Source organism: Pseudomonas sp. Hp2 (genome assembly GCF_006386585.1).
GTDB lineage: Bacteria > Pseudomonadota > Gammaproteobacteria > Xanthomonadales > Xanthomonadaceae > Pseudomonas_S > Pseudomonas_S boreopolis.
Window position 1 is genome coordinate 65,377 of sequence record NZ_VAHJ01000001.1, and the last position, 19,813, is coordinate 85,189.

A 19,813-nucleotide genomic window follows, 5' to 3' on the forward strand; every position below is an offset into this window, starting at 1 on the left:
TCGTTTCACGCCGTCCGAGATGCATGAATACCCGTTATAACGCCGCCGACATCGAAGTCCTCTCCGGCCTTGACCCGGTCAAGCGCCGGCCCGGCATGTACACCGACACCGCGCGCCCGAACCACCTGGCGCAGGAAGTCATCGACAACTCGGTGGACGAGGCGCTGGCCGGGCACGCTCGCCAGATCGAGGTCACGCTCTACAAGGACGGCAGCTGCGAGGTCGCCGACGACGGCCGCGGCATGCCGGTGGACATCCATCCGGAGGAGAAGATCCCCGGCGTGGAGCTGATCCTGACCCGGCTGCATGCCGGCGGCAAGTTCAGCAACCGCAACTACACCTTCTCCGGCGGCCTGCACGGCGTCGGCGTCAGCGTGGTCAACGCGCTGTCGAAGCTGGTCGAGGTCCACATCAAGCGCGAGGGCAGCGAGCACCGCATCACCTTCCGCGACGGCCATCGCGACACGCCGCTGGAAGTGGTCGGCACCGTGGGCAAGAAGAACACCGGCACCCGGGTGCGGTTCTGGCCGGACCCGAAGTACTTCGACAGCCCCAAGATCAACCTGCGCTCGCTGCGCCACCTGCTGCGCGCCAAGGCGGTGCTGTGCCCCGGCCTGACCGTCAAGCTGTTCGACGAGGCCAGCGGCGAGAGCGACACCTGGTACTTCGAGGACGGCCTGCGCGACTACCTCAAGGGCGAGATGGCCGGGCGCGAGCTGCTGCCGGCCGACCTGTTCGTCGGCGGGCTCAAGAAGGACACCGAGGTGGTGGACTGGGCGGTGGCCTGGGTGCCGGAAGGCGAACTGGTCCAGGAGAGCTACGTCAACCTGATCCCGACCGCCCAGCACGGCACCCACGTCAACGGGCTGCGCTCGGGCCTGACCGACGCGCTGCGCGAGTTCTGCGACTTCCGCAACCTGCTGCCGCGCGGGGTCAAGCTGGCGCCCGAGGACGTGTGGGACCGGGTCGCCTTCGTGCTGTCGCTGAAGATGACCGACCCGCAGTTCAGCGGCCAGACCAAGGAGCGCCTGTCCTCGCGCCAGGCCGCCGGCTTCATCGAGGGCGCCGCGCACGACGCCTTCAGCCTCTACCTCAACCAGAACGTGGAGATCGGCGAGAAGATCGCCCAGATCGCGATCGAGCGCGCCAGCGCGCGGCTGAAGACCGAGAAGCAGATCGTCCGCAAGAAGGTCACCCAGGGCCCGGCCCTGCCCGGCAAGCTGGCCGACTGCATCAGCCAGGACCTTTCCCGCACCGAGCTGTTCCTGGTGGAAGGCGATTCGGCCGGCGGCAGCGCCAAGCAGGCCCGCGACAAGGACTTCCAGGCGATCATGCCGCTGCGCGGCAAGATCCTGAACACCTGGGAAGTCGCCTCCGGCAGCGTGCTGGCCTCCGAGGAAGTGCACAACCTCGCCATCGCGATCGGCTGCGACCCGGGCAAGGACGACATCTCCGGCCTGCGCTACGGCAAGGTCGTCATCCTCGCCGACGCCGACTCGGACGGCCTGCACATCGCCACCCTGCTCTCGGCCCTGTTCCTGAAGCACTTCCCGGCGCTGGTCGAGGCCGGCCACGTGTTCGTCGCGATGCCGCCGCTGTTCCGCGTGGACGTGGGCAAGCAGGTGTTCTACGCGCTGGACGAGGAGGAAAAGCGCGTGCTGCTGGAGAAGATCCAGCGCGAGAAGATCAAGGGCCAGGTCAGCGTGACCCGCTTCAAGGGCCTGGGCGAGATGAACCCGCAGCAGTTGCGCGAGTCCACCATCCACCCGGATACCCGCCGGCTGGTCCAGCTCACCGTCGACGACGGCGAGCAGACCCGCTCGCTGATGGACATGCTGCTGGCGAAAAAGCGCGCGAGCGACCGCAAGCAGTGGCTGGAGACCAAGGGCGACCTGGCCTCGCTGGAAGTCTGAACGCAGGCGCCAGCGCCCCAGCAGAGACCTTCTTGTGGGAGGGACTTCAGTCCCGACAATAGGCGTCGAGACTGAAGTCCCTTCCACGGCAGCACCCGCCTAGCCTAGCGCACCCCGTCGAGCGCCCTGGCCCCGGTGACCACGCCGCAGGCGTGGTCCTGCAGTTCCTCGCCGCTGGCGAAATTGCCCGCCAGCGCGTCCAGCCGGGTCGCCAGCACCACGAAACCCGGCCCGCGCGCATCCTCGGCGCCGGCGACCACCAGCGAATAGCGCTCCAGCGCCTCCCCCGGCGGCAGCGCCTGCGCCAGCAGGTGCACCGGATCGGCGGTCAGCGCCTCGCCGGGCAGGTAGCGCGCGAGATAGGCATGGCCGCGCAATGGCTCGGGCAACGGCGCGAAGTCCCCGCCGATCACCTTCGCCTGCCGCGCCAGCACCGCGGCCACGTCCGCCCGCAGGCAATCCAGGTGGATGTGCAATTGGTCCTGCGAGCGCCCGTGCGGCGAGTTCAGCGACAGGCTCATATAGCGGCGCGGCAACGGCCGACCCAACGCGCCCTCGACGAAGCCGCGCGCCTGCCAGGCCAGGGCGAAGTAATTCGGCATCGCCGGCTGCAGCAACCGCGGATCCTCGATGCCGGTGACGCGCTGCAGCGGCAGCAGCAGGTGCTGGTAATCGCCGTGGCGGTCCTTCAGCACCGCCGAGCGCCGGGCGGGATCGGCCCAGACCGCCACGCAATCCGCCGAACGCGTTGCGACGCGCTCGTTGCAGCCGATGCTTACGATCCGCCACAGGGCATCGGGATCGCGGACCTTGCCGGCGGCGAGCGCGGCCGCGATCCCCGCGACTGCCAGCGATGGCGCCAGCCACCATTTTCCCAGCGATTTCAACGACGGCTCCGCAGGCGACAGGACCGGGGATGATAGCCGTCCCGCGACCGCCGCCGGTTGCCGATCCATGACGCACGCGCCTGGGCGTCCGCCACCGGAAACACGAAGGCCCGCCGGGGCGACCGGCGGGCCTGGCAGGGACACTGCCGCGACGGGCTCAGGCCCAGCCGAACAGTTCGAAGCCGCGCAGGATCAGGTAAGCCACGCCGCCCGCCGCCGGGATCGTCAGGATCCAGGCCCAGATGATGCGCTCGATCACGCCGAACTTCAGCGAGCGCGGATTCTTCGCGTAGCCCACCCCCATGATCGCGGTCGAGATGCTGTGCGTGGTGGACACCGGCATGCCGAAGTGCGCCGCCAGCGTGAGGATCGTCGCCGAGCTGGTTTCCGCGGCGAAGCCGTGGATCGGATGCAGCTTGACCATCTTGTGGCCCAGCGTCTTGATGATCTTCCAGCCGCCCGAGGCGGTGCCGGCCGCCATCACCAGCGCGCAGGTCAGCACGATCCAGGTCGGGATGCCGTCGCCGCCGTGCGCCTGCGGGTGCAGGAACCACAGCCATTGCGGCAGGTCGTCCAGGGCCCCTACCGACTGCGCGCCGATCAGCGTCATGGCGATGATGCCCATGGTCTTCTGCGCATCGTTGTGCCCGTGCGCATAGCCCATGTAGGCCGCCGAGGCGATCTGCGCCTTGCCGAAGAACGCGTTCACCCAGCGCGGGCGCGCCAGCCGCCCGATCGAGCCGCCCACCCTGGACATGCCGGCGATGATCGCCCACAGCAGCATCATGACCAGGATGCCGAGGATGAACCCGGCGATCGGCGAGGTGATCATCGGCACGAACACCTTCCACAGCAGGCCCTTGTTCTTGGCCCAGTTGCCGACGTTCTCCGACCAGATCAGCACGTCCCAGTTGTTGTGCGCGGCGGCCAGGCCGGCGCCGCACAGGCCGCCGATCAACGCGTGCGAGGACGAGGACGGGAGCCCCTTCCACCAGGTGATCAGGTTCCAGATGATGCCGCCCAGCAGCGCGCACAGCACCACCTGCGGGGTCACCTCGATCACGTTGGAATCGAGCAGGCCGGAAGAGATCGTCAGCGCCACCGCGGTACCGGTCAGGGCGCCGATCAGGTTCATCACCGCGGCCAGCATCACCGCCCATCCGGGCGAGAGCACCTTGGTGGCCACCACCGTGGCGATGGAATTGGCGGTGTCGTGGAAGCCGTTGATGAACTCGAAGACGAGCGCGGCCAGGATCACCACGATGACCAGCGTCAGCATCCCTGCCTCCCCGAGCGCGCGACCGCGCCCGCGACTCCCGGAATGGACATGCAAGCAACCCGCGACATGGCCATCAGGAGTTCTTCAGCACGATCTGGTAGACCACCACGCCGGCCTCGCGGCAGCGGTCGATGGCCTTCTCCAGGATCTCGAAGAACTCCTTGAGCAGGAACATCTGCAGGTTGTCCAGGCGCCCGGAATAGATGTCCCGGTACAGCTCCAGCATCAACCGGTCGGCCTCGTTCTCGAGCATGCGCAGCTTGTCGTTGAGCGCGGTCATGCGGTCCAGGTTCATCGACGGCAGCTCGCGCACCATCTCCACCACCACCGAGGCCGCCTGCTCCAGCATCGCCGCGCGCGGGGCGAAATCGATGTGCGCCAGGTGCTGGGTGGCCAGCGAGTAGCGGTCGGCGAACTTCTCGACCTGCTTGGGGATCTTGTACAGCGCCGAGCCCAGCGCCTCGATGTCCTCGCGCTCGATCGGGGTCATGAAGCTGTCGACCAGGGCCTGGCCGATCTTGTCCGAGGCGGCGCGCTCGCGCAGGCGCGCGAGCTTGAAGGCATCGAGCGCGGGCTGCCGGTCGCTCTCGCGCATCATCGAATGCAGGGCCTTGGTGCTGTCGTGGGCGGCTTCGGCAGCCTCGTTCAACAGCGTGTAGAACTGCTTGCCGGAACCGAAGATGGTCTGCAGGGAAAACATGCGTCAGGTGGTATCCCGCCGTCGCGGAGGGACGGCACTGGGGCGGAATTATGACCGCTGGATGACCGTTCTGGGTATCCGCCGCCCCGACGCCGCCTTCACGGCGCCCTAGCCGGGGTTGGCCGACGCTGGCCGGGTTTTTGTTAACATGGTCCTCGCGCCCGCTGGGCGCAGCCTATGGACGACGACCCTACCTCCCCCCGTTACGCCGCCTCCGCGCGGTCCGGACACCGCTCCGCGACGCCCTCCCCTTCACTGACCGGGGACGACGCCCGTGCTTGAGCTGCTCCTCATCGTATTCGCCCTGATCCTGCTCAACGGCTTCTTCGCCATGTCGGAGATGTCGCTGATGACCTCGCGCAAGAGCCGGCTCAAGCAGATGGCCCAGTCCAGCAAGCGCGCCGAGAAGGCGCTGGCGCTGGCCGAGAACCCCGAGAACTTCCTGTCCACGGTACAGATCGGCATTACCGCGATCGGCATCCTGACCGGCGTGCTCGGCGGCGACGCCATCGGCGAGGTGATCGGCACGCAGCTGGGCACGGCGATCCCGGCCCTGCCCTATGCCGAGACCATCGGCAAGGCGCTGGCGATCGTGCTGATCACCTTCATCACCCTGATCTTCGGCGAACTGGTGCCCAAGCGCCTGGCATTGACCCGGCCGGAGACGTTCGCCGGCTTCGTGGCGATGCCGATGTCGTGGCTGGCCCGGGCCGGCGCCCCGTTCGTCTGGGTGCTGGCCCGCTCGACCAAGCTGGTGCTACGCCTGCTCGGCCTCGGCAAGGACGAGTCCGCCTCGGTGACCGAGGAGGAGATCCGCATGCTCGTCGCCGAGAGCCACGAGGCCGGCGTCATCGACACGCACGAGCGCGACATGATGAACCGCGTCATGCGCCTGGGCGACCGCACCGCCGACAGCCTGATGACGCCGCGCAACCGCATCGCCTGGCTCGACATCGGCGCCGACGCCGAGAAGAACCTGGCGGTGATGCGCGAGCACGAGTTCTCGCGCTACCCGGTCTACCGCGACAGCGACCAGGACATCGTCGGCGTGCTGGAGGTCAAGTCGCTGGTCACCCATCTGGAAGGAGGATCGCGGCAGCTGTTCAAGCACCTGCGCGAGACCCTGTTCGTCTCCGAGTCCACCCACGCGATGAAGCTGCTGGAGATCTTCCGCGAGGAACAGCAGTCGATGGCGCTGGTGGTGGACGAGTACGGCGAGATCCAGGGCCTGGTCACCATCAGCGACCTGATGGGCGCCGTCGTCGGCCGCCTGCAGGCGGTGGAGAACACCGACGAGGACGCGCTGGTGGTGATGCGCGAGGACGGCTCGCTGCTGATCGACGGCTCGCTGCCGGTCGAGGAACTGCGCGAGGTGCTCGGCGGCGCCGAGCTGCCGCCCGCGCAGGAAGGCGATTACCACACGCTGGCCGGCATGTGCATCTACTACTTCGGCCGCATCCCGCACGCGGGCGAGTACTTCGACTGGGCCGGCTGGCGCATCGAGATCGTCGACCTGGACGGCGCCCGCATCGACAAGCTGCTGCTGCGCCGGCTCGAGGAAGAGGAAAGCGATGACATCGTCGGGTGACCCTGCAGGCGCGGGTGAGGCCCGCTACCGCAACGAAGGTATCCGCACGCTGCTGGCGCACTTCACGATCGGCGACGACGAGACCGTACTGACCCTGCGCAACATCCTGGCGACGCTGCAGCAGAGCGGCTTCGGCGTGTTCCTGTTCGTGGCGATCCTGCCGGCGTTCATCCCGATCCCCGGCATCGGCGGCGCGGTGAGCGGGCCGCTGGTGATCCTGATCGGCCTGCAGATGCTGTTCGGACTGCGCAATCCCTGGCTGCCGCGCTTCATCGGCGAGCGCGGTCCGCGCCGCAGCACCACGCGCCGCTTCATGGGCAAGATCGCGCCGATGCTGCACTGGCTGGACCGCCTGCTGAAGGCGCGGTTCGGCCTGCTGCTTTCGCCGCTGCCCGCGCGCATGTTCACCGGCCTGCTGCTGGCGCTGACCGGCCTGCTGCTGGCGTTGCCGATCCCGCTCACCAACTACCTGTTCGGCGCCATCCTGCTGCTGTTCGCGCTGGCGCTGCTGGAACGGGACGGCGTGCTCATGCTGGCGTGCTGGATCGCCGCGGGCATCTGCGTGTTCGCCTTCGGCATCACGTCGAACCAGCTGGTCGACCTGTTCCAGGGCTGGCTGTCGAGGCTGGGCTGAGCCCGGGCGGAACCTCCCGGGCACGGGCGGCGCGTGCGGCGATCGCCGTCACTCTTGCAGGGCACCGGCCCGGCGCCCCTGCCAGGCGCGCGCTGCGAGTTCGAACGAGCGCAGCCGCGCCGCGTGATCGTAGATGTTCGCGGTGACCATCAGCTCGTCCGGGCGGTGACGCGCGACGAAATCGTCCAATCCCTGCGCCACGTCCGCCTCGTCGCCCAGCACGGTGCAGGCCAGCGCGTTCTCCACGCCGAACTTCTCGTGCGGCTGCCAATAGGCCTCGATGTCGTCGATCGGCGGCGGGATCTTGCCGGGCCGGCCGCGCCGCAGGTTGACGAACGCCTGCTGCTGGCTGGTGAACAACTGCCGCGCCTCCTCGCGCGAACCGGCCGCGACCACGTTCAGCGCCAGCAAGGCGTACGGCTTCTGCAGCCGCGCCGAGGGCCGGAACTCGCGCCGATAGATCGCCAGCGCCTCGTCCATCGCATCCGGGGCGAAATGCGAGGCGAACGCGAACGGCAAGCCGAGCGCGGCCGCCAGCCGCGCACTGAACAGGCTGGAACCGAGCAGCCAGACCGGCACCTCGATCCCGGCGCCGGGCACCGCGCGCACCAATTGCCCTTCCACCGCCGGCTCGAAGTAGCGCAGCAACTCCGCCACATCCTGCGGGAACTGGTCGGCGCTGTCGAAATAGCGCCGCAACGCACGGGCGGTCGGCTGGTCGGTGCCCGGGGCGCGCCCCAGGCCCAGGTCGATGCGGCCGGGATACAGCGATGCCAGCGTGCCGAACTGCTCGGCCACCTGCAGCGGCGCATGGTTGGGCAGCATGATCCCGCCCGCGCCGACCCGGATCGTCTTCGTGCCGCCGGCGACGTGGCCGATCAGCACCGCGGTCGCGGCGCTGGCGATGCCCGGCATGTTGTGGTGCTCGGCCAGCCAGTAGCGCTGGTAGCCCCAGCGCTCGGCATGCTGGGCCAGGTCGAGCATGTTGGCGAACGCACGAGTGGTGTCGCTGCCTTCGCAGACGGGAGCCAGGTCGAGTACGGAAATCGGGATCATCGGCGGATTCCGGCACGGGGATACCTGCCGAGATGGGGCCGCCCGGCGCCGACACCAGCGGCCCAGCGTCCGGTCGATGGCGTTACAGCATTCCAGCATCCCGCTTGCAGCGCGCGGGATTTCGATGGGAGCCGTTGCGGGAGGGACTTCGGTCCCGACGAGGCTTGCCGGCGCCCAGGCCCTCCCCAGGCAGGCGCCGCCCCCCGACTACCTTTCCCGTCCCGCGTCCTGCAACGCAGCGAGCAGCCCGGCATATGTCGGACCGAGTCGCCTGAGCGTGGCGACCGCCTCCTCGTCCCGCCCGACCGTCAAGGGGTACTGCAGCGAACCGACGAGTTGCGCCTGCTCCGAAGCGATCCGCGCAGCACCGCCGCGGCCGATCCGCGCCAGGCAGGTCGCGGCCGAACACGATCAATCGCGCCAGGTTGACCGATACCATCGCACTGGCGGGGAGGTTCATTGTGCAGGCGGAGCGTTCCGAGCGGCTTGGCACCACCGCGCCCGCGCAGGCTGTGGACCTGGAGAAGCCGCTACGGCGTCTCGCGTCCGCCGCGAAGTACTTGCGGAACAAAGTGGTCGAAACACGCGGCGTGAAGTGCATGGACGATCTCGACGAAGCGATCAATGCCGTCGAACGTGCCCTGATCGACACCCAGAAGGAGGCCCGCAATGACTGAGATCGAGAAGGCGCTGGAAGTCCTTGAGCACCGCAAGGGCCACATCCCGCATGAGGTACAGGACGCTATCCAGACTGTTTGCGCCGCCCTGCGAGAAGCCAAGCATGCGGACGAGCCCCAGTCGCCAGCGCACGACGAACCGCTTCAGCCGCAGATCAACGCGTTGCAGTTCCGCAAGAGAAGTGGAAGCGCTGGCGCGGCTACGGCGTGCCGGTCTTCTGCGATCACGTTGGCTGCGATGCTAAGATCACCGCGGCCTGGCCTACGCAGGGCGTGGCGGATGAATGCCGGTGCGACAAGTTCTACTGCGCGGCTCATCGATACGATGTTCCGCGACACACCCACGATGCACCGCCCAGCCGTGAGCACCCGGCCTGGGCTGAGCACGTGCTGACTCACGAGAGCTGGCGGCAGTGGCGCGAGGAAAACCCGGAGCAACTGCCAGCTCTGCTGCAATGCTGGAATCAGCCAGAAGGAGCCCCGTAATGGATGAGATTGATTTCAAGCAAGCCCGGAACCTATTGGAGGCTCAGATCGGCCATGATCTCTCTTTGAACCTGAGCGGCACTGTGTCGATGTCCGCCGCAGTCCGCGCCATCGCCACTGCCCTGCGTGCGCCCCCTGCTGCCGCTGGCGTGCCGGCCGACGACATCGCTGAAGTACGCAAGGCCTTGTGGGCGCACTGGGAGGACAGACTGCTACCGAACCTTGGCGACCTGCACGACTGGGCAACCAAGCTGTCGCCCGTCTCCGCCCCCGAGCAGCGGGCGGTGCCGGAATGCCTCGAGCCCGTGCTCGCAGAGCTGGAGCGCGCCGTGCGCAAGTTCCCGACCTGGCCGACCGATCCACTGCACGCCTTGGCTGTGCTCGGCGAGGAATTCGGCGAGCTGACCCAGGCCGTCCTGCAAGCCACCTACGAACCGCACAAGTCCACACCCGAGGACGTGGCTGCGGAGGCTACTCAGGTCGCCGCGATGGCCCTGCGCTTCCTGACCAGCCTGTCCGCCTATCAGTACGAGCGGTCGCTTCAGCACCAGCAGGATGCGGCCGCCCAGCCCCAGGACGGAGTATCCCGATGAGCCTGAGATCCGAACTCCTGGACATGATGCGCAAGGTCGAGGGAGCAAACCCGCGCAGCCCATAGGACGCGCGCGCCGCGTGCGCGCCATGCGCGAGCAGGGATTCGATCCCGATCCGCCTCGCTGCGGGACCTGCGTCTACTACACGCAAGGGAGCGCCTCGCAGCGCCGGCTGGAGGCCAAGCGCGGCCGCGGGATAAGCCACCTGCAGCGGTGCATCTTCAGAAGCTTCCTTACCACCTACCTGGCGGTGTGCGACGAATAGCACAGCCGCCACGGAGAGACAATCGACGAGAGCAGCAAGCGAGTCCCGACTGATCAGCGACCAAGCGCAGGCAATGCCCAGGCCCCCGGTATTCCTGCCGCGCGCCGAGGTGGAGCGCCGGGTGGGCCTCGGTCGATCGGCGATCTACAAGCCAATCAAAGAAGGCACGTTCCCGTGTGCGATTCCGGACCTCGATACCGCGTCCGGGTGGTGGCTGAAGAGCGAGATCGAGGCTTGGCAGCAGCAGCGAATCGCGAGCCGGGGTATCGACAAGCGCGGTATGAGTACGAGTATGGGCGATAAAGCAAAAGCCCCTGATTTCTCTTATGAATCAGGGGCTTGCGCATACACTTGGCGGAGAGAGTGGGATTCGAACCCACGGAAGGTTTGACCCTTCGCCGGTTTTCAAGACCGGTGCCTTAAACCGCTCGGCCATCTCTCCGTTGCTGTTGCATGCGCGACCGCTCCGGTCGCGAATGGGCGCCGCGTTGTGCGGCGTCCGCGGCTTGCGCCGGGCTGGCATTCTCGCATGCCCGACGCGTTTTTGCTCAGCCGACTTCGGCGGTCTGCAGGCGGCGTTCGCTGGCCTGCTTGAGCTTGGCCTTCACTTCCTCGCAGTTGCCGCCGCAGTCCAGGCGCGAGCGTTCGATCTCTCGCGGCAGGCGTTCGGCGAGGAAGTCGATGAACACCCGGACCGCCGGCAGCAGGCCGCGGCGCGAGGCGAACACCGCGTGGCAGATGCCCTGCGGCAGCGACCAGTCCGGCAGCACCACTTCCAGCTCGCCGGCGCGCACCGCCTCGGCGCACACGGTCTCGGGCAGCATGGTGATGCCGAAGCCGTCGCGGGCCATCGATTGCAGCAAGGGGAAGTCGAAACCGGCCACGCGCGGCTGCAGTTCGACGCGGCGCGTCTCGCCGTTGGGACCATGCAGTTCCCAGCGCTGGTGCGCCTCGTCCTCGTTGATGCTCATGGTGGTGTGGTGCGCGAGGTCCTCGGGCGTCCGCGGGCGGCCGGCGCGATCGAGGTACTTCGGGCTGGCGACCAGCAGTTCCTGCACCTGGCCGAAGCTGCGCATCACCAGGCTGCCGTCGTCGTCCAGCCGCGAACGCACGCGCAGGGCCACGTCGTAGCCTTCGTTGATCACGTCGACGCGGCGGTTGCTGATGTTCAGCTGCAGACGCACCTTCGGGTACTTGTTGAGGAACTCGGGCAGCAGCTTGGGCAACTGGATCTGCGCCAGCGACACCGGCACGCTGACCCGCACCAGGCCGCGCGGCTCCGCGCTGAGGCGATCGACCACCTCGCGTGCGGCCTGCGCCTCGGCCAGCATGGTCTGGGCATGGCGGTGCACGCTCATGCCGACGTCGGTGACGGCGAAGCGCCGGGTGGAGCGCTGCAGCAGGCGCACGCCCAGGTCGGTCTCCAACTGGCTGATGCGCCGGCTCAGGCGCGACTTGGGGATTCCCAGTGCGCGTTCCGCCGCGGCGAAGCCGCCGTGATCGACCACCATCGCGAAGTAGTACAGGTCATTCAGATCGTGCATGACGGCAACACCAATGGAACGATAACCGACATTAGACTCCATTTATCCCACCAAGGCAACGATGTACCTTGTTGCCCGTCCAGGTGCCGCGCCTCTTCCATGAGGCCGCCTGTCGCACCTTCAAGCGCGCCAGGCTCCCCTGTCCCGAAAACGCGACGGGCCCGCGATGCGCGGGCCCGTCGTTCTCCGGCCTGGAGGCTGCGGAAGACCCTCAGCCGATCCGACCGGTACCGCCCATGTACGGCCGCAGCGCCTCGGGCACGTCGATCGAGCCGTCCGCGTTCTGGTAGTTCTCCATCACCGCGATCATCGCGCGGCCGACCGCCACGCCCGAGCCGTTGAGGGTATGCACCAGTTCCGGCTTGCCGGTGGCCGGGTTGCGCCAGCGCGCCTGCATCCGGCGCGCCTGGAAGTCGCCGCAATTGGAGCACGAGGAGATCTCGCGGTAGGTGCCCTGCGACGGCAGCCACACCTCGAGGTCGTAGGTCTTGCGCGCGGAAAAGCCCATGTCGCCGGTGCACAACAGCACCTTGCGGTACGGCAGGCCGAGCTTGCGCAGCACGGCCTCGGCGCATTCGGTCATGCGCTGGTGCTCGGCCTCGCTGTCCTCCGGCTTGCAGACGCTGACCAGTTCGACCTTCTCGAACTGGTGCTGGCGGATCATGCCGCGGGTGTCGCGGCCGCCGCTGCCGGCCTCGGAGCGGAAGCACATCGAGTGCGCGGTCATGCGCAACGGCAGGCGCTCGGCATCGACGATCTCCTCGCGCACGATGTTGGTCAGCGGCACTTCCGAGGTCGGGATGAGATAGCGCCGGTGCTCGCCGAGCTCGGTCGAGAACAGGTCTTCCTCGAACTTCGGCAACTGCCCGGTGCCGGTCATGCTCTCGGCATTGACGATCACCGGCACGTTGGTCTCCTCGTAGCCGTGCTCGCCGGTGTGCAGGTCCAGCATGAACTGCGCCAGCGCACGGTGCAGGCGCGCGATCGGGCCGCGCAGCACGGTGAAGCGCGCGCCGGACAGCTTGGCGGCGGTCTCGCCGTCCAGCCAGCCGTTGCGGGCGCCCAGCTCGACGTGGTCCTTGACCGCGAAATCGAAGCTGCGCGGGGTTCCCCAGCGGGCGATCTCCACGTTCTGGCTCTCGTCCTGCCCAGCCGGCACGTCGTCCGCCGGCAGGTTCGGGATGCCCTGCGCCAGCGCTTCCAGCTCGCCGCGGATGCGCTCCAGCTCGACCTCGGAGGCCTTCAGCTCGTCGCCGAAGCCCGCTACTTCCGCCATCAGCGCCGAGGCGTCCTCGCCCTTGGCCTTGGCTTGGCCGATCGCCTTGGACTTGCTGTTGCGCAGCGCCTGCAATTCCTGGGTGCGCACCTGGATGCGCTTGCGCTCGCTCTCCAGCGACTCCAGCCGGGCGGTATCGAGCGCGAAGCCGCGCGTGGCGCGCAGGCGTTCGGCGAGTTCAGCGGGCTGTTGGCGGAGCAGGGCCGGATCGAGCATGGAGGCGGTTCTTGTTGGGACAGACCGCGATTATCGCCTGTCGCGCTCCGTTCTGCCGCTCGATTCATTCGGGCTGTGACAGAATCCGGGGGTCATTCCCGGTGATCTTCATGCCTGCCCGCCGCTCCCCTGCTCCGCGCTTCGCGTTTCGCCTTCCCCGAGAGACCTGGAAGATCGCCGGCATCGCGTTCGGCCTGGGCGTGCTCTGCTTCGTGCTGGTCTGGCTGGTGGCACGCAAGGACGATCCCGCCGCGGCGACCACCGCTCCGGCCCAGGATGCGGCGCGGCAACAGCCGGACGACGCGCTCGCCCCGCTCCCGGCGCCGCTGGCCGCCGGAGACGACGGCGCCGCCGACATGCCCGGCGCCAAGCCGGCCGAGGACGCCAGCGGGGACGAGGCCCCCAAGCTGGTGGAAACCGCGCCGCCTCCTCCGCCCGCGCCGGCCGAGCCTGCTCCCGCGCCGGCACCTGCGGGCCCGGCCGCCAACCTGCCCGAGGATCGCCCGCTGCCGATCCAGGGCCAGATGCCACCGCCGACCTATCCGCCGGCCGCGCTGCGCCGGGGCGAGAGCGGCACCGTGGTGGTGCGGGTCGACGTGGACGCCAACGGCGTTCCGGTCGACGTGGCGCTGGTCCAGCGCAGCGGTTCGCGCGACCTGGATCGTGCCGCGATGGACGCGGTGCGCGACTGGCACTTCCGGCCCGCGCATCGCGACGGCCGCCCCGTGCCGGGCAGCATCGACGTGCCGTTCGATTTCAAGCCGGGTCAGTAAGCTGAACCCCAGCGGCGGCGCGACCGCCGGGTTCACCCGGAACTGACACCCTCGCCGCCCGATCGTGGCAAGACTGCTCCTGTACCACGACGCAGGAGGTAGACCATGGCCATGTCCCCCACCCACGACATCCGGCACCAGGGCGACGTGCCGGCCGAAGAACGCGAGCGCACCGTCTCCCCGTTGCTGTGGGCCCTGTTGATCCTGCTGCTGATCGCCGCGCCTGCCTGGTGGTGGATCCGCAACAGCAGCGAGCGCCCCGAGACCGTGGCCGCGCCGCCGGCGCCCCCCGCCGCCAGCGAAGTGATCCCGGCCCCCGCGCAGCCGAAGCAACCGTCAATGGTGAAGCAGGAGCCACAGCGCAGCGCTCCCGTCGTGCGCAACCGCGACGCCCGGCCGCTGGGCGGCAATCCGCTGCCGGTCTATCCGCCGCGCGCGTTGCGCGCCGGCATCGAGGGCAGCGTGGTGGCGCGCGTGAGCATCGATGCGCGCGGCCACGTGGACGACGTGGAGATCATCGAGCGCAAGGGCACCCGCGACCGCGAGCTGGACCGCGCGGTGATCGACGCGGTCCGCGGCTGGCGTTTCGAACCGGCGATCCGCAACGGCCACGCCGTGGCCAGCACGGTGCAGTTGCCGGTCGACTTCAAGGCGCAGCAGTAAGCCCGAACCCGGCGCCGCGCGCGAGCGTGTCGAAGCCGGGGAACGAGGTCGCCACGTTGGCGACGTCCTCGATCCTGACTTCGCCCGTCGAGAGCTGGCCGGCGATCGCGAAGGCCATGGCGATGCGGTGGTCGCCATGGCTTTCGATCGTGCCGCTGCCGAGCGCGGCGCCGCCGTGGATGGTCGCGCCGTCCGGCGTCTCGTCCACCTGCACGCCCAGCATGCGCAGGCCGGTCGCCATCGCCGCCAGGCGGTCGGATTCCTTCACGCGCAGCTCGGCAGCGCCGCTGACGACGGTCTGGCCCCGAGCCGCCGCCGCCGCGACGAACAGCGCGGGGAACTCGTCGATCATGTCCGGTACCACCTCCTCGGGGATGCGCGCGCCCTTCAACGGCGCGTAGCGCACGCGCAGGTCGGCGACCGCTTCGCCGCCATGCTCGCCGTGGTTCAGCTCCTCGATGTCCGCGCCCATCAGCCGCAACGCGGCGAGCAGGCCGGTGCGGCGCGGGTTGAGGCCCACCGCCTTCAAGGTCACGTCCGACCCCGGGATCACGCTGGCCGCGACCAGGAAGAAGGCCGACGACGAGAAATCGGCCGGCACCGAGATGTCGGTCGCGCGCAGGCGCTGGCCGCCGCGCAGCTTCGCGTAGCCCGGCGAGAACGCGATGTCCACGCCGAACGCGGACAGCATGCGCTCGGTGTAGTCGCGGGTCGGGTGCGGCTCGCGCACCGTGGTCTCGCCCTGCGCATACAGGCCCGCGAGCAGCACGCAGGACTTGACCTGGGCGCTGGCGACCGGCGAGGCGAAGTCGATCCCGCTCAAGGCCTGGCCGCCGTGGATATGCAGCGGCGGCGTGCCGTCGGGCCGGGTGTCGATCCTGGCGCCCATCTGCTCCAGCGGCCCGGTGACGCGCCGCATCGGCCGGCGCGACAGCGACTCGTCGCCCACCAGCACGCTGTCGAACGGCTGCGCGGCCAGCAGGCCGGCGAGCAGGCGCATGCCGGTGCCCGCATTGCCGCAATCCAGTTCGCCCTGGGGCGCCTTGAGGCCGTCCACGCCGACGCCGTGCACGATGCGTCGCGACGGCGACGGGGTTTCGATGCGCACGCCCAGCTTCGAGAAGATCGCCGCGGTGGCCCGGGTGTCCTCGCCTTCCAGGAAACCATCGATATGCGACGTGCCGTCCGCCAGTGCAGCGAACATCACCGCACGATGCGATACCGACTTGTCGCCGGGGATGGCCAGCGTGCCGTGCAGCGCCGTGCCCTTGCGTGCGATCCAGGATTGCGAACCGGTCATTGTTAAGTCTCGTCCGGCGGCCGAAGCCGCGTTGTTGCCGTTGAATTTGCTGTTGCAGTTGCTTGCGACTTTAAGTTGTTGCCTTGCTTTTCTGCTTTCCGGGGCCCCATTCGCAGCGGCGAAGCCAGCGGGGAAATACCCGAAGGGCGACGTGCAAGGATGCACGTCGTTTTTCGCCGGGACAGGATGTCCCGTCGAAAAATCCCGCTGGCGGAGCGGACCCGGAGCGCCAACGGCGCGGAGGGCGCGGAGATCTGGGGCGTGCTTTCTTTTGGTTACTTTTCTTTGCACGAGCAAAGAAAAGTAACTCGCCAAAGGCGAAAGCTTTTGGCTTTATCGCCAAAGGCCCCAAAGGCCAAAAGCAACGTCCCTGGATCCCCGCCTACGCGGGGATGACGGTAGAGAGATGGCGAGTGAAACCGCATGAGGCTTCGCTCGCACCCTCATCCGCCCTTCGGGCACATCCCCCCCAAAGGGGGCTGATGTCCCGGCGCAGGAAGGGAAAAACGTAGCCTACGGTACCGCCACCGGATACGAACCCAGCACCTTGATCTGCGCCGAATGCGCCTCCAGTTCCGCCAGCGCCGACTTCATCGCCTCGTCCTCGACATGCCCGGCCAGGTCGATGAAGAACCCGTACTCCCACTTGGCCTGGTGCGACGGCCTCGACTCGATCCGGTTCATGCTGATGCCATGCCGCGCGAACGGGCTCAGCACGTCGAACAACGCGCCCGGCTTGTCGTGGATGAACACCAGGATCGAGGTACGATCGTGCCCCGACGGCGGGAAGATCTTGCGGCCGATCACCAGGAAGCGCGTGGTGTTGTCGTCGTCGTCCTCGATCGGTTTCATGATGACCTTCTTCAGGCCATACACGTGCGCGGCGCTCTCCCCGCCGATCGAGGCGGCATCGTCGGCATTGCGAGCGCGGCGCGCGCCCTCGGCATTGCTCGACACCGGGATCTTCTCGACCTTGGGCAGGTTGGCGCGCAGCCAGCCGGCGGTCTGCGCGAACGACTGCGGGTGCGCGTAGATGCGCTCGATGTCCTCGATGCGGCCGCTGCGCGACATCAGGTACTGGCGCACGCGCAGCTCGGTCTCGCCGCAGATCTTCAGGCTGGAGGTCAGGAACATGTCCAGCGTCACCTGGATCGTGCCCTGCCCGGAATTCTCCACCGGCACCACGCCGAAGTCGGCGTTGCCGCTCTCCACCTCCTGGAACACCTCCTCGATCGTCGCCATCGGCAGGCCGACCGCCGAGCGGCCGAAGTGCTTGAGCACGGCCTGCTGGCTGAAGGTACCCTCCGGGCCCAGGTAGCCGATCTTCAGCGGCTCCTGCTGGGCCAGGCAGGCGGACATGATCTCGCGGAACACGTGCACCAGCACTTCGTCGGAAAGCGGCCCTTCGTTGCGGTCCACCACCATCCGCAGGACCTGCGCCTCGCGCTCGGGCCGGTAGTAGTCGACCGCCGCGGCGAGCTTGCCCTTGGCCTTGCCGACCTGGTGGGCGAAGCGCGCGCGCTCGGCGATCAGCGCCTGGATGTTGCGGTCGATCTCGTCGATCTTGGCCCGCACGTCGGCCAGCGCCGGGACCGGCGGCGCCGGCTCCCGGGTCTTGCCGCGCTTGGCGGGAGTGGGTTTCTTCGGCTTTGCGGCCATCGTTGCGTGTTTCCTCGTTCGGTCCGCCCGCGTCATGCGGCACGGCGTGCGGCGGGGGCCGCGTGGCATCCCTCAACCATGGCGCTGCTGGAAGTCGCGCATGAACGCGACCAGCGCCTCGGCGCCCGCCAGCGGCATCGCGTTGTACAGCGAGGCACGGATGCCGCCGACCGCCTTGTGGCCCTTCAGTGCCAGCAGCCCGGCGGCCTTGGACTCGGCCACGAAGCGCGCGTCCAGCTCGGCATCGGGCAGGAAGAAGGGAATGTTCATGCGCGAGCGCGCGGCCGGCGCCACCTCGTTGCGATAGAAGCCGCCGGAGGCATCGATCGCGTCGTACACCAGCTTGGCCTTGGCCGCGCTGCGGCGCGCGAACTCGGGTACGCCGCCTTCGGCCAGCATCCACTTGGTGGTCAGGCCGAGCAGGTACCAGTTCCACGTCGGCGGCGTATTGAGCATCGAGTCGCGCGCGGCGTGCGAGGCGTAGGTGAAGATGTCCGCGCGCGGCTGGCCGGCGCGCTCGAGCAGGTCGCGGCGCACGATCACCACGGTGATGCCGACCGGCCCCAGGTTCTTCTGCGCGCCGGCGTAGATCAGCCCGTATTTCGATACGTCGATCGGCTCGGAGGCGATCGACGAGCTGAAGTCGGCGAACAGCGGCACGTCGCCCACGTCGGGCGTGTCCCGGAACTCCACGCCATGGATGGTCTCGTTGGCCGTGATGTGGACGTAGGCGGCGTCGCTGGACAGCTTCCAGCCGCCGCGCGCCGGGATGTCGCGGAAGCCGCCGGCCTCGCCGTCGGCGGCCACGTTGACCGAGACGTAAGGCTTGGCCTGCCTGATCGCGGTCTTGCCCCAGTGGCCGGTGACCACGTAGTCGGCGACCTGGCCGGGCGCGGCGAAGTTGAGCGCGACCAGCGCCTGCTGGGTGGTCGCGCCGCCGGGCATGAACAGCACGGCGTAGTCGTCGGGGATCGACAGCAGGGTGCGCAGGTCGGCCTCGGCGGCCGCCGCGACCGCCATGAAGTCGGCGCTGCGGTGGCTGATTTCGACGATCGAGGCACCTACGCCGTTCCATTCCAACATTTCCGCCTGCGCCTGGCGCAGGACCGATTCCGGCAAGGTCGCGGGGCCGGCACTGAAATTGAACGCGCGTGTCATGTCACACCTTCGGGGCAAGACCCCTAGTATGCCGCAGTGCACCAGCCCTGGCATCGCCGGCAAAAGGTTGCAATTGCACCCATTCGCGCGTTGGATACGGCCGATGCGATCCACTGGCGCGAACTTCCCCGCCTCCCGCCGGTCTGAGCGAACGAACGATTCCAGGAGCCTGCGATGTCCCTGCGCGATGCCCTTCGCCTATCCCCCGGCGAAACCGTGACCGACGAGGCGGTGTACCGCGATCGCCGGCGCGTGGTCCAGATGCTCGGGTTGGCGCCGGCGCTCGGACTGGCCGGCTGCGCCGACGCCGACCCGCCCCCGCCGCCGGCCCGGGTCGTCTCCCCCGCGCAGGCGCGCAGCGGCTTCACCACCGACGAGCCGCTGACGCGCTACGAGGACGTCACCAGCTACAACAACTTCTACGAGTTCGGCACCGACAAGACCGACCCGTCCCGGGCCGCCAAGACCCTGCAGACCCGGCAGTGGTCGATCAACGTCACGGGCTACTGCGACAAGACCGGCATGGTCTCGCTGGAGGACCTGCTCAAGGGCCTGAAGCCGGAGGAACGCATCTACCGGCTGCGCTGCGTGGAAGGCTGGTCGATGGTGATCCCGTGGATGGGCGTGCCGCTGGCCGAGGTGCTCAAGCGCCTGGGGCCGACCTCCAAGGCCAAGTACGTGGCCTTCACCACGCTCGCCGACCCGCAGCAGATGCCCGGCGTGCGCTACCGCTCGATCGACTGGCCGTACCGGGAAGGCCTGCGCATCGACGAGGCGATGCACCCGCTGACCCTGCTCGCCACCGGCCTGTACGGCAAGCCGTTGCCGCAGCAGAACGGCGCGCCGGTGCGGCTGGTGGTGCCGTGGAAGTACGGCTTCAAGAGCATCAAGTCGATCGTGGAGATCCGCTTCGTCGAGCGGATGCCGCCGACCGCGTGGAACGAACTGCAGCCGAACGAGTACGGGTTCTTCTCCAACGTCAATCCGGCGGTCGACCACCCGCGCTGGAGCCAGAAGACCGAGCGCCGCATCGCTGGCACCGCCAGCAAGCTGTTCGCCGAGCGGATCCCGACCCGGCCGTTCAACGGCTACGCCGACCAGGTCGCCTCGATGTATGCGGGCATGGACCTGAAGAAGTGGTTTTGA

20 protein-coding genes and 1 tRNA gene are annotated in these 19,813 nt (G+C 68.4%); 11 read left to right on the forward strand and 10 right to left on the reverse strand.

The window, feature by feature from the left end:
- Positions 1 to 23 precede the first annotated feature (23 nt).
- Positions 24 to 1,913 carry a DNA topoisomerase IV subunit B gene (gene parE, locus FD678_RS00310; protein WP_140718624.1) on the forward strand — a complete coding sequence of 630 codons (1,890 nt, stop codon included), beginning with the start codon at positions 24 to 26 and terminating at the stop codon, positions 1,911 to 1,913.
- A gap of 104 nt (positions 1,914 to 2,017) precedes the next feature.
- Here parE and FD678_RS00315 read toward each other — a convergent pair whose 3' ends face one another.
- The 3 genes from FD678_RS00315 to FD678_RS00325 form a co-directional block, all read right to left on the reverse strand.
- Positions 2,018 to 2,800: a CDP-diacylglycerol diphosphatase gene (locus FD678_RS00315; protein ID WP_218569398.1), complete on the reverse strand. Its 783-nt coding sequence runs from the start codon at positions 2,798 to 2,800 to the stop codon at positions 2,018 to 2,020.
- Positions 2,801 to 2,957: 157 nt separating this feature from the next.
- Positions 2,958 to 4,079, reverse strand: coding sequence for an inorganic phosphate transporter (locus FD678_RS00320; RefSeq protein ID WP_140718626.1), 1,122 nt, complete (start codon positions 4,077 to 4,079; stop codon positions 2,958 to 2,960).
- A 73-nt stretch (positions 4,080 to 4,152) separates the two neighbouring features.
- Entirely contained in the window at positions 4,153 to 4,779 is a 627-nt protein-coding gene (locus tag FD678_RS00325) for a DUF47 domain-containing protein (RefSeq protein WP_140718627.1), read from the reverse strand.
- A gap of 274 nt (positions 4,780 to 5,053) precedes the next feature.
- Between FD678_RS00325 and FD678_RS00330 the strand changes: the two genes are divergently transcribed.
- Both FD678_RS00330 and FD678_RS00335 read left to right on the forward strand, forming a co-directional pair.
- Entirely contained in the window at positions 5,054 to 6,367 is a 1,314-nt protein-coding gene (locus tag FD678_RS00330) for a hemolysin family protein (RefSeq protein WP_140718628.1), read from the forward strand.
- On the forward strand, positions 6,351 to 7,001 hold the full coding sequence (locus FD678_RS00335) for an exopolysaccharide biosynthesis protein (protein ID WP_140718629.1): 651 nt from the start codon (positions 6,351 to 6,353) through the stop codon (positions 6,999 to 7,001). The genes FD678_RS00330 and FD678_RS00335 overlap by 17 nt, the downstream gene beginning before the upstream one ends.
- A gap of 48 nt (positions 7,002 to 7,049) precedes the next feature.
- Here FD678_RS00335 and FD678_RS00340 read toward each other — a convergent pair whose 3' ends face one another.
- Positions 7,050 to 8,057 (reverse strand): LLM class flavin-dependent oxidoreductase, encoded by a 1,008-nt coding sequence (locus FD678_RS00340; RefSeq protein WP_140718630.1) that lies wholly within the window; start codon positions 8,055 to 8,057, stop codon positions 7,050 to 7,052.
- 425 nt (positions 8,058 to 8,482) lie between these two features.
- On the opposite strand from FD678_RS00340, the gene FD678_RS00345 reads away from it, so the two are divergent.
- The 5 genes from FD678_RS00345 (at position 8,483) to FD678_RS00360 (ending at position 10,469) form a co-directional block, all read left to right on the forward strand.
- A complete protein-coding gene (locus tag FD678_RS00345) occupies positions 8,483 to 8,734 on the forward strand; it encodes a hypothetical protein (protein WP_140718631.1) in 252 nt (83 codons plus the stop codon).
- Entirely contained in the window at positions 8,727 to 9,128 is a 402-nt protein-coding gene (locus tag FD678_RS20125; RefSeq protein WP_177497468.1) for a hypothetical protein, read from the forward strand. The genes FD678_RS00345 and FD678_RS20125 overlap by 8 nt, the downstream gene beginning before the upstream one ends.
- Positions 9,129 to 9,219: 91 nt before the next feature.
- Positions 9,220 to 9,813 (forward strand): hypothetical protein, encoded by a 594-nt coding sequence (locus tag FD678_RS20130; protein WP_177497470.1) that lies wholly within the window; start codon positions 9,220 to 9,222, stop codon positions 9,811 to 9,813.
- An 88-nt stretch (positions 9,814 to 9,901) separates the two neighbouring features.
- Positions 9,902 to 10,078, forward strand: a complete 177-nt coding sequence (locus tag FD678_RS00355) for a hypothetical protein (RefSeq protein ID WP_177497472.1) — start codon at positions 9,902 to 9,904, stop codon at positions 10,076 to 10,078.
- A gap of 73 nt (positions 10,079 to 10,151) precedes the next feature.
- Positions 10,152 to 10,469 carry a helix-turn-helix transcriptional regulator gene (locus FD678_RS00360; RefSeq protein WP_140718633.1) on the forward strand — a complete coding sequence of 106 codons (318 nt, stop codon included), beginning with the start codon at positions 10,152 to 10,154 and terminating at the stop codon, positions 10,467 to 10,469.
- Here the strand turns inward: FD678_RS00360 and FD678_RS00365 are convergent.
- The 3 genes from FD678_RS00365 to serS form a co-directional block, all read right to left on the reverse strand.
- Positions 10,431 to 10,520, reverse strand: a tRNA-Ser gene (locus FD678_RS00365). The genes FD678_RS00360 and FD678_RS00365 overlap by 39 nt on opposite strands.
- A 106-nt stretch (positions 10,521 to 10,626) precedes the next feature.
- Positions 10,627 to 11,622, reverse strand: a complete 996-nt coding sequence (locus FD678_RS00370) for a LysR family transcriptional regulator (protein ID WP_140718634.1) — start codon at positions 11,620 to 11,622, stop codon at positions 10,627 to 10,629.
- Between the two features lie 211 nt (positions 11,623 to 11,833).
- The gene (gene serS / locus FD678_RS00375; protein ID WP_140718635.1) at positions 11,834 to 13,114 is read right to left on the reverse strand and encodes a serine--tRNA ligase; all 1,281 of its coding nucleotides are present in this window, start codon (positions 13,112 to 13,114) and stop codon (positions 11,834 to 11,836) included.
- 110 nt (positions 13,115 to 13,224) lie between these two features.
- On the opposite strand from serS, the gene FD678_RS00380 reads away from it, so the two are divergent.
- Positions 13,225 to 13,887: an energy transducer TonB gene (locus FD678_RS00380; protein ID WP_140718636.1), complete on the forward strand. Its 663-nt coding sequence runs from the start codon at positions 13,225 to 13,227 to the stop codon at positions 13,885 to 13,887.
- Positions 13,888 to 13,992: 105 nt separating this feature from the next.
- Complete coding sequence (locus tag FD678_RS00385; protein WP_218569400.1) at positions 13,993 to 14,550, forward strand: energy transducer TonB; 558 nt, start codon at positions 13,993 to 13,995, stop codon at positions 14,548 to 14,550.
- Here the strand turns inward: FD678_RS00385 and aroA are convergent.
- From aroA to serC, 3 genes are all read right to left on the reverse strand, one after another.
- Positions 14,534 to 15,850 (reverse strand): 3-phosphoshikimate 1-carboxyvinyltransferase, encoded by a 1,317-nt coding sequence (gene aroA / locus FD678_RS00390; RefSeq protein WP_140718637.1) that lies wholly within the window; start codon positions 15,848 to 15,850, stop codon positions 14,534 to 14,536. The two genes, FD678_RS00385 and aroA, sit on opposite strands and share 17 nt — an antisense overlap.
- Positions 15,851 to 16,363: 513 nt before the next feature.
- Positions 16,364 to 17,509, reverse strand: coding sequence for a prephenate dehydratase (gene pheA / locus FD678_RS00395; RefSeq protein ID WP_140718638.1), 1,146 nt, complete (start codon positions 17,507 to 17,509; stop codon positions 16,364 to 16,366).
- A 72-nt stretch (positions 17,510 to 17,581) separates the two neighbouring features.
- Entirely contained in the window at positions 17,582 to 18,667 is a 1,086-nt protein-coding gene (gene serC / locus FD678_RS00400; protein ID WP_140718639.1) for a phosphoserine transaminase, read from the reverse strand.
- A 174-nt stretch (positions 18,668 to 18,841) separates the two neighbouring features.
- Between serC and msrP the strand changes: the two genes are divergently transcribed.
- Positions 18,842 to 19,813: a protein-methionine-sulfoxide reductase catalytic subunit MsrP gene (msrP, locus tag FD678_RS00405; RefSeq protein WP_140718640.1), complete on the forward strand. Its 972-nt coding sequence runs from the start codon at positions 18,842 to 18,844 to the stop codon at positions 19,811 to 19,813.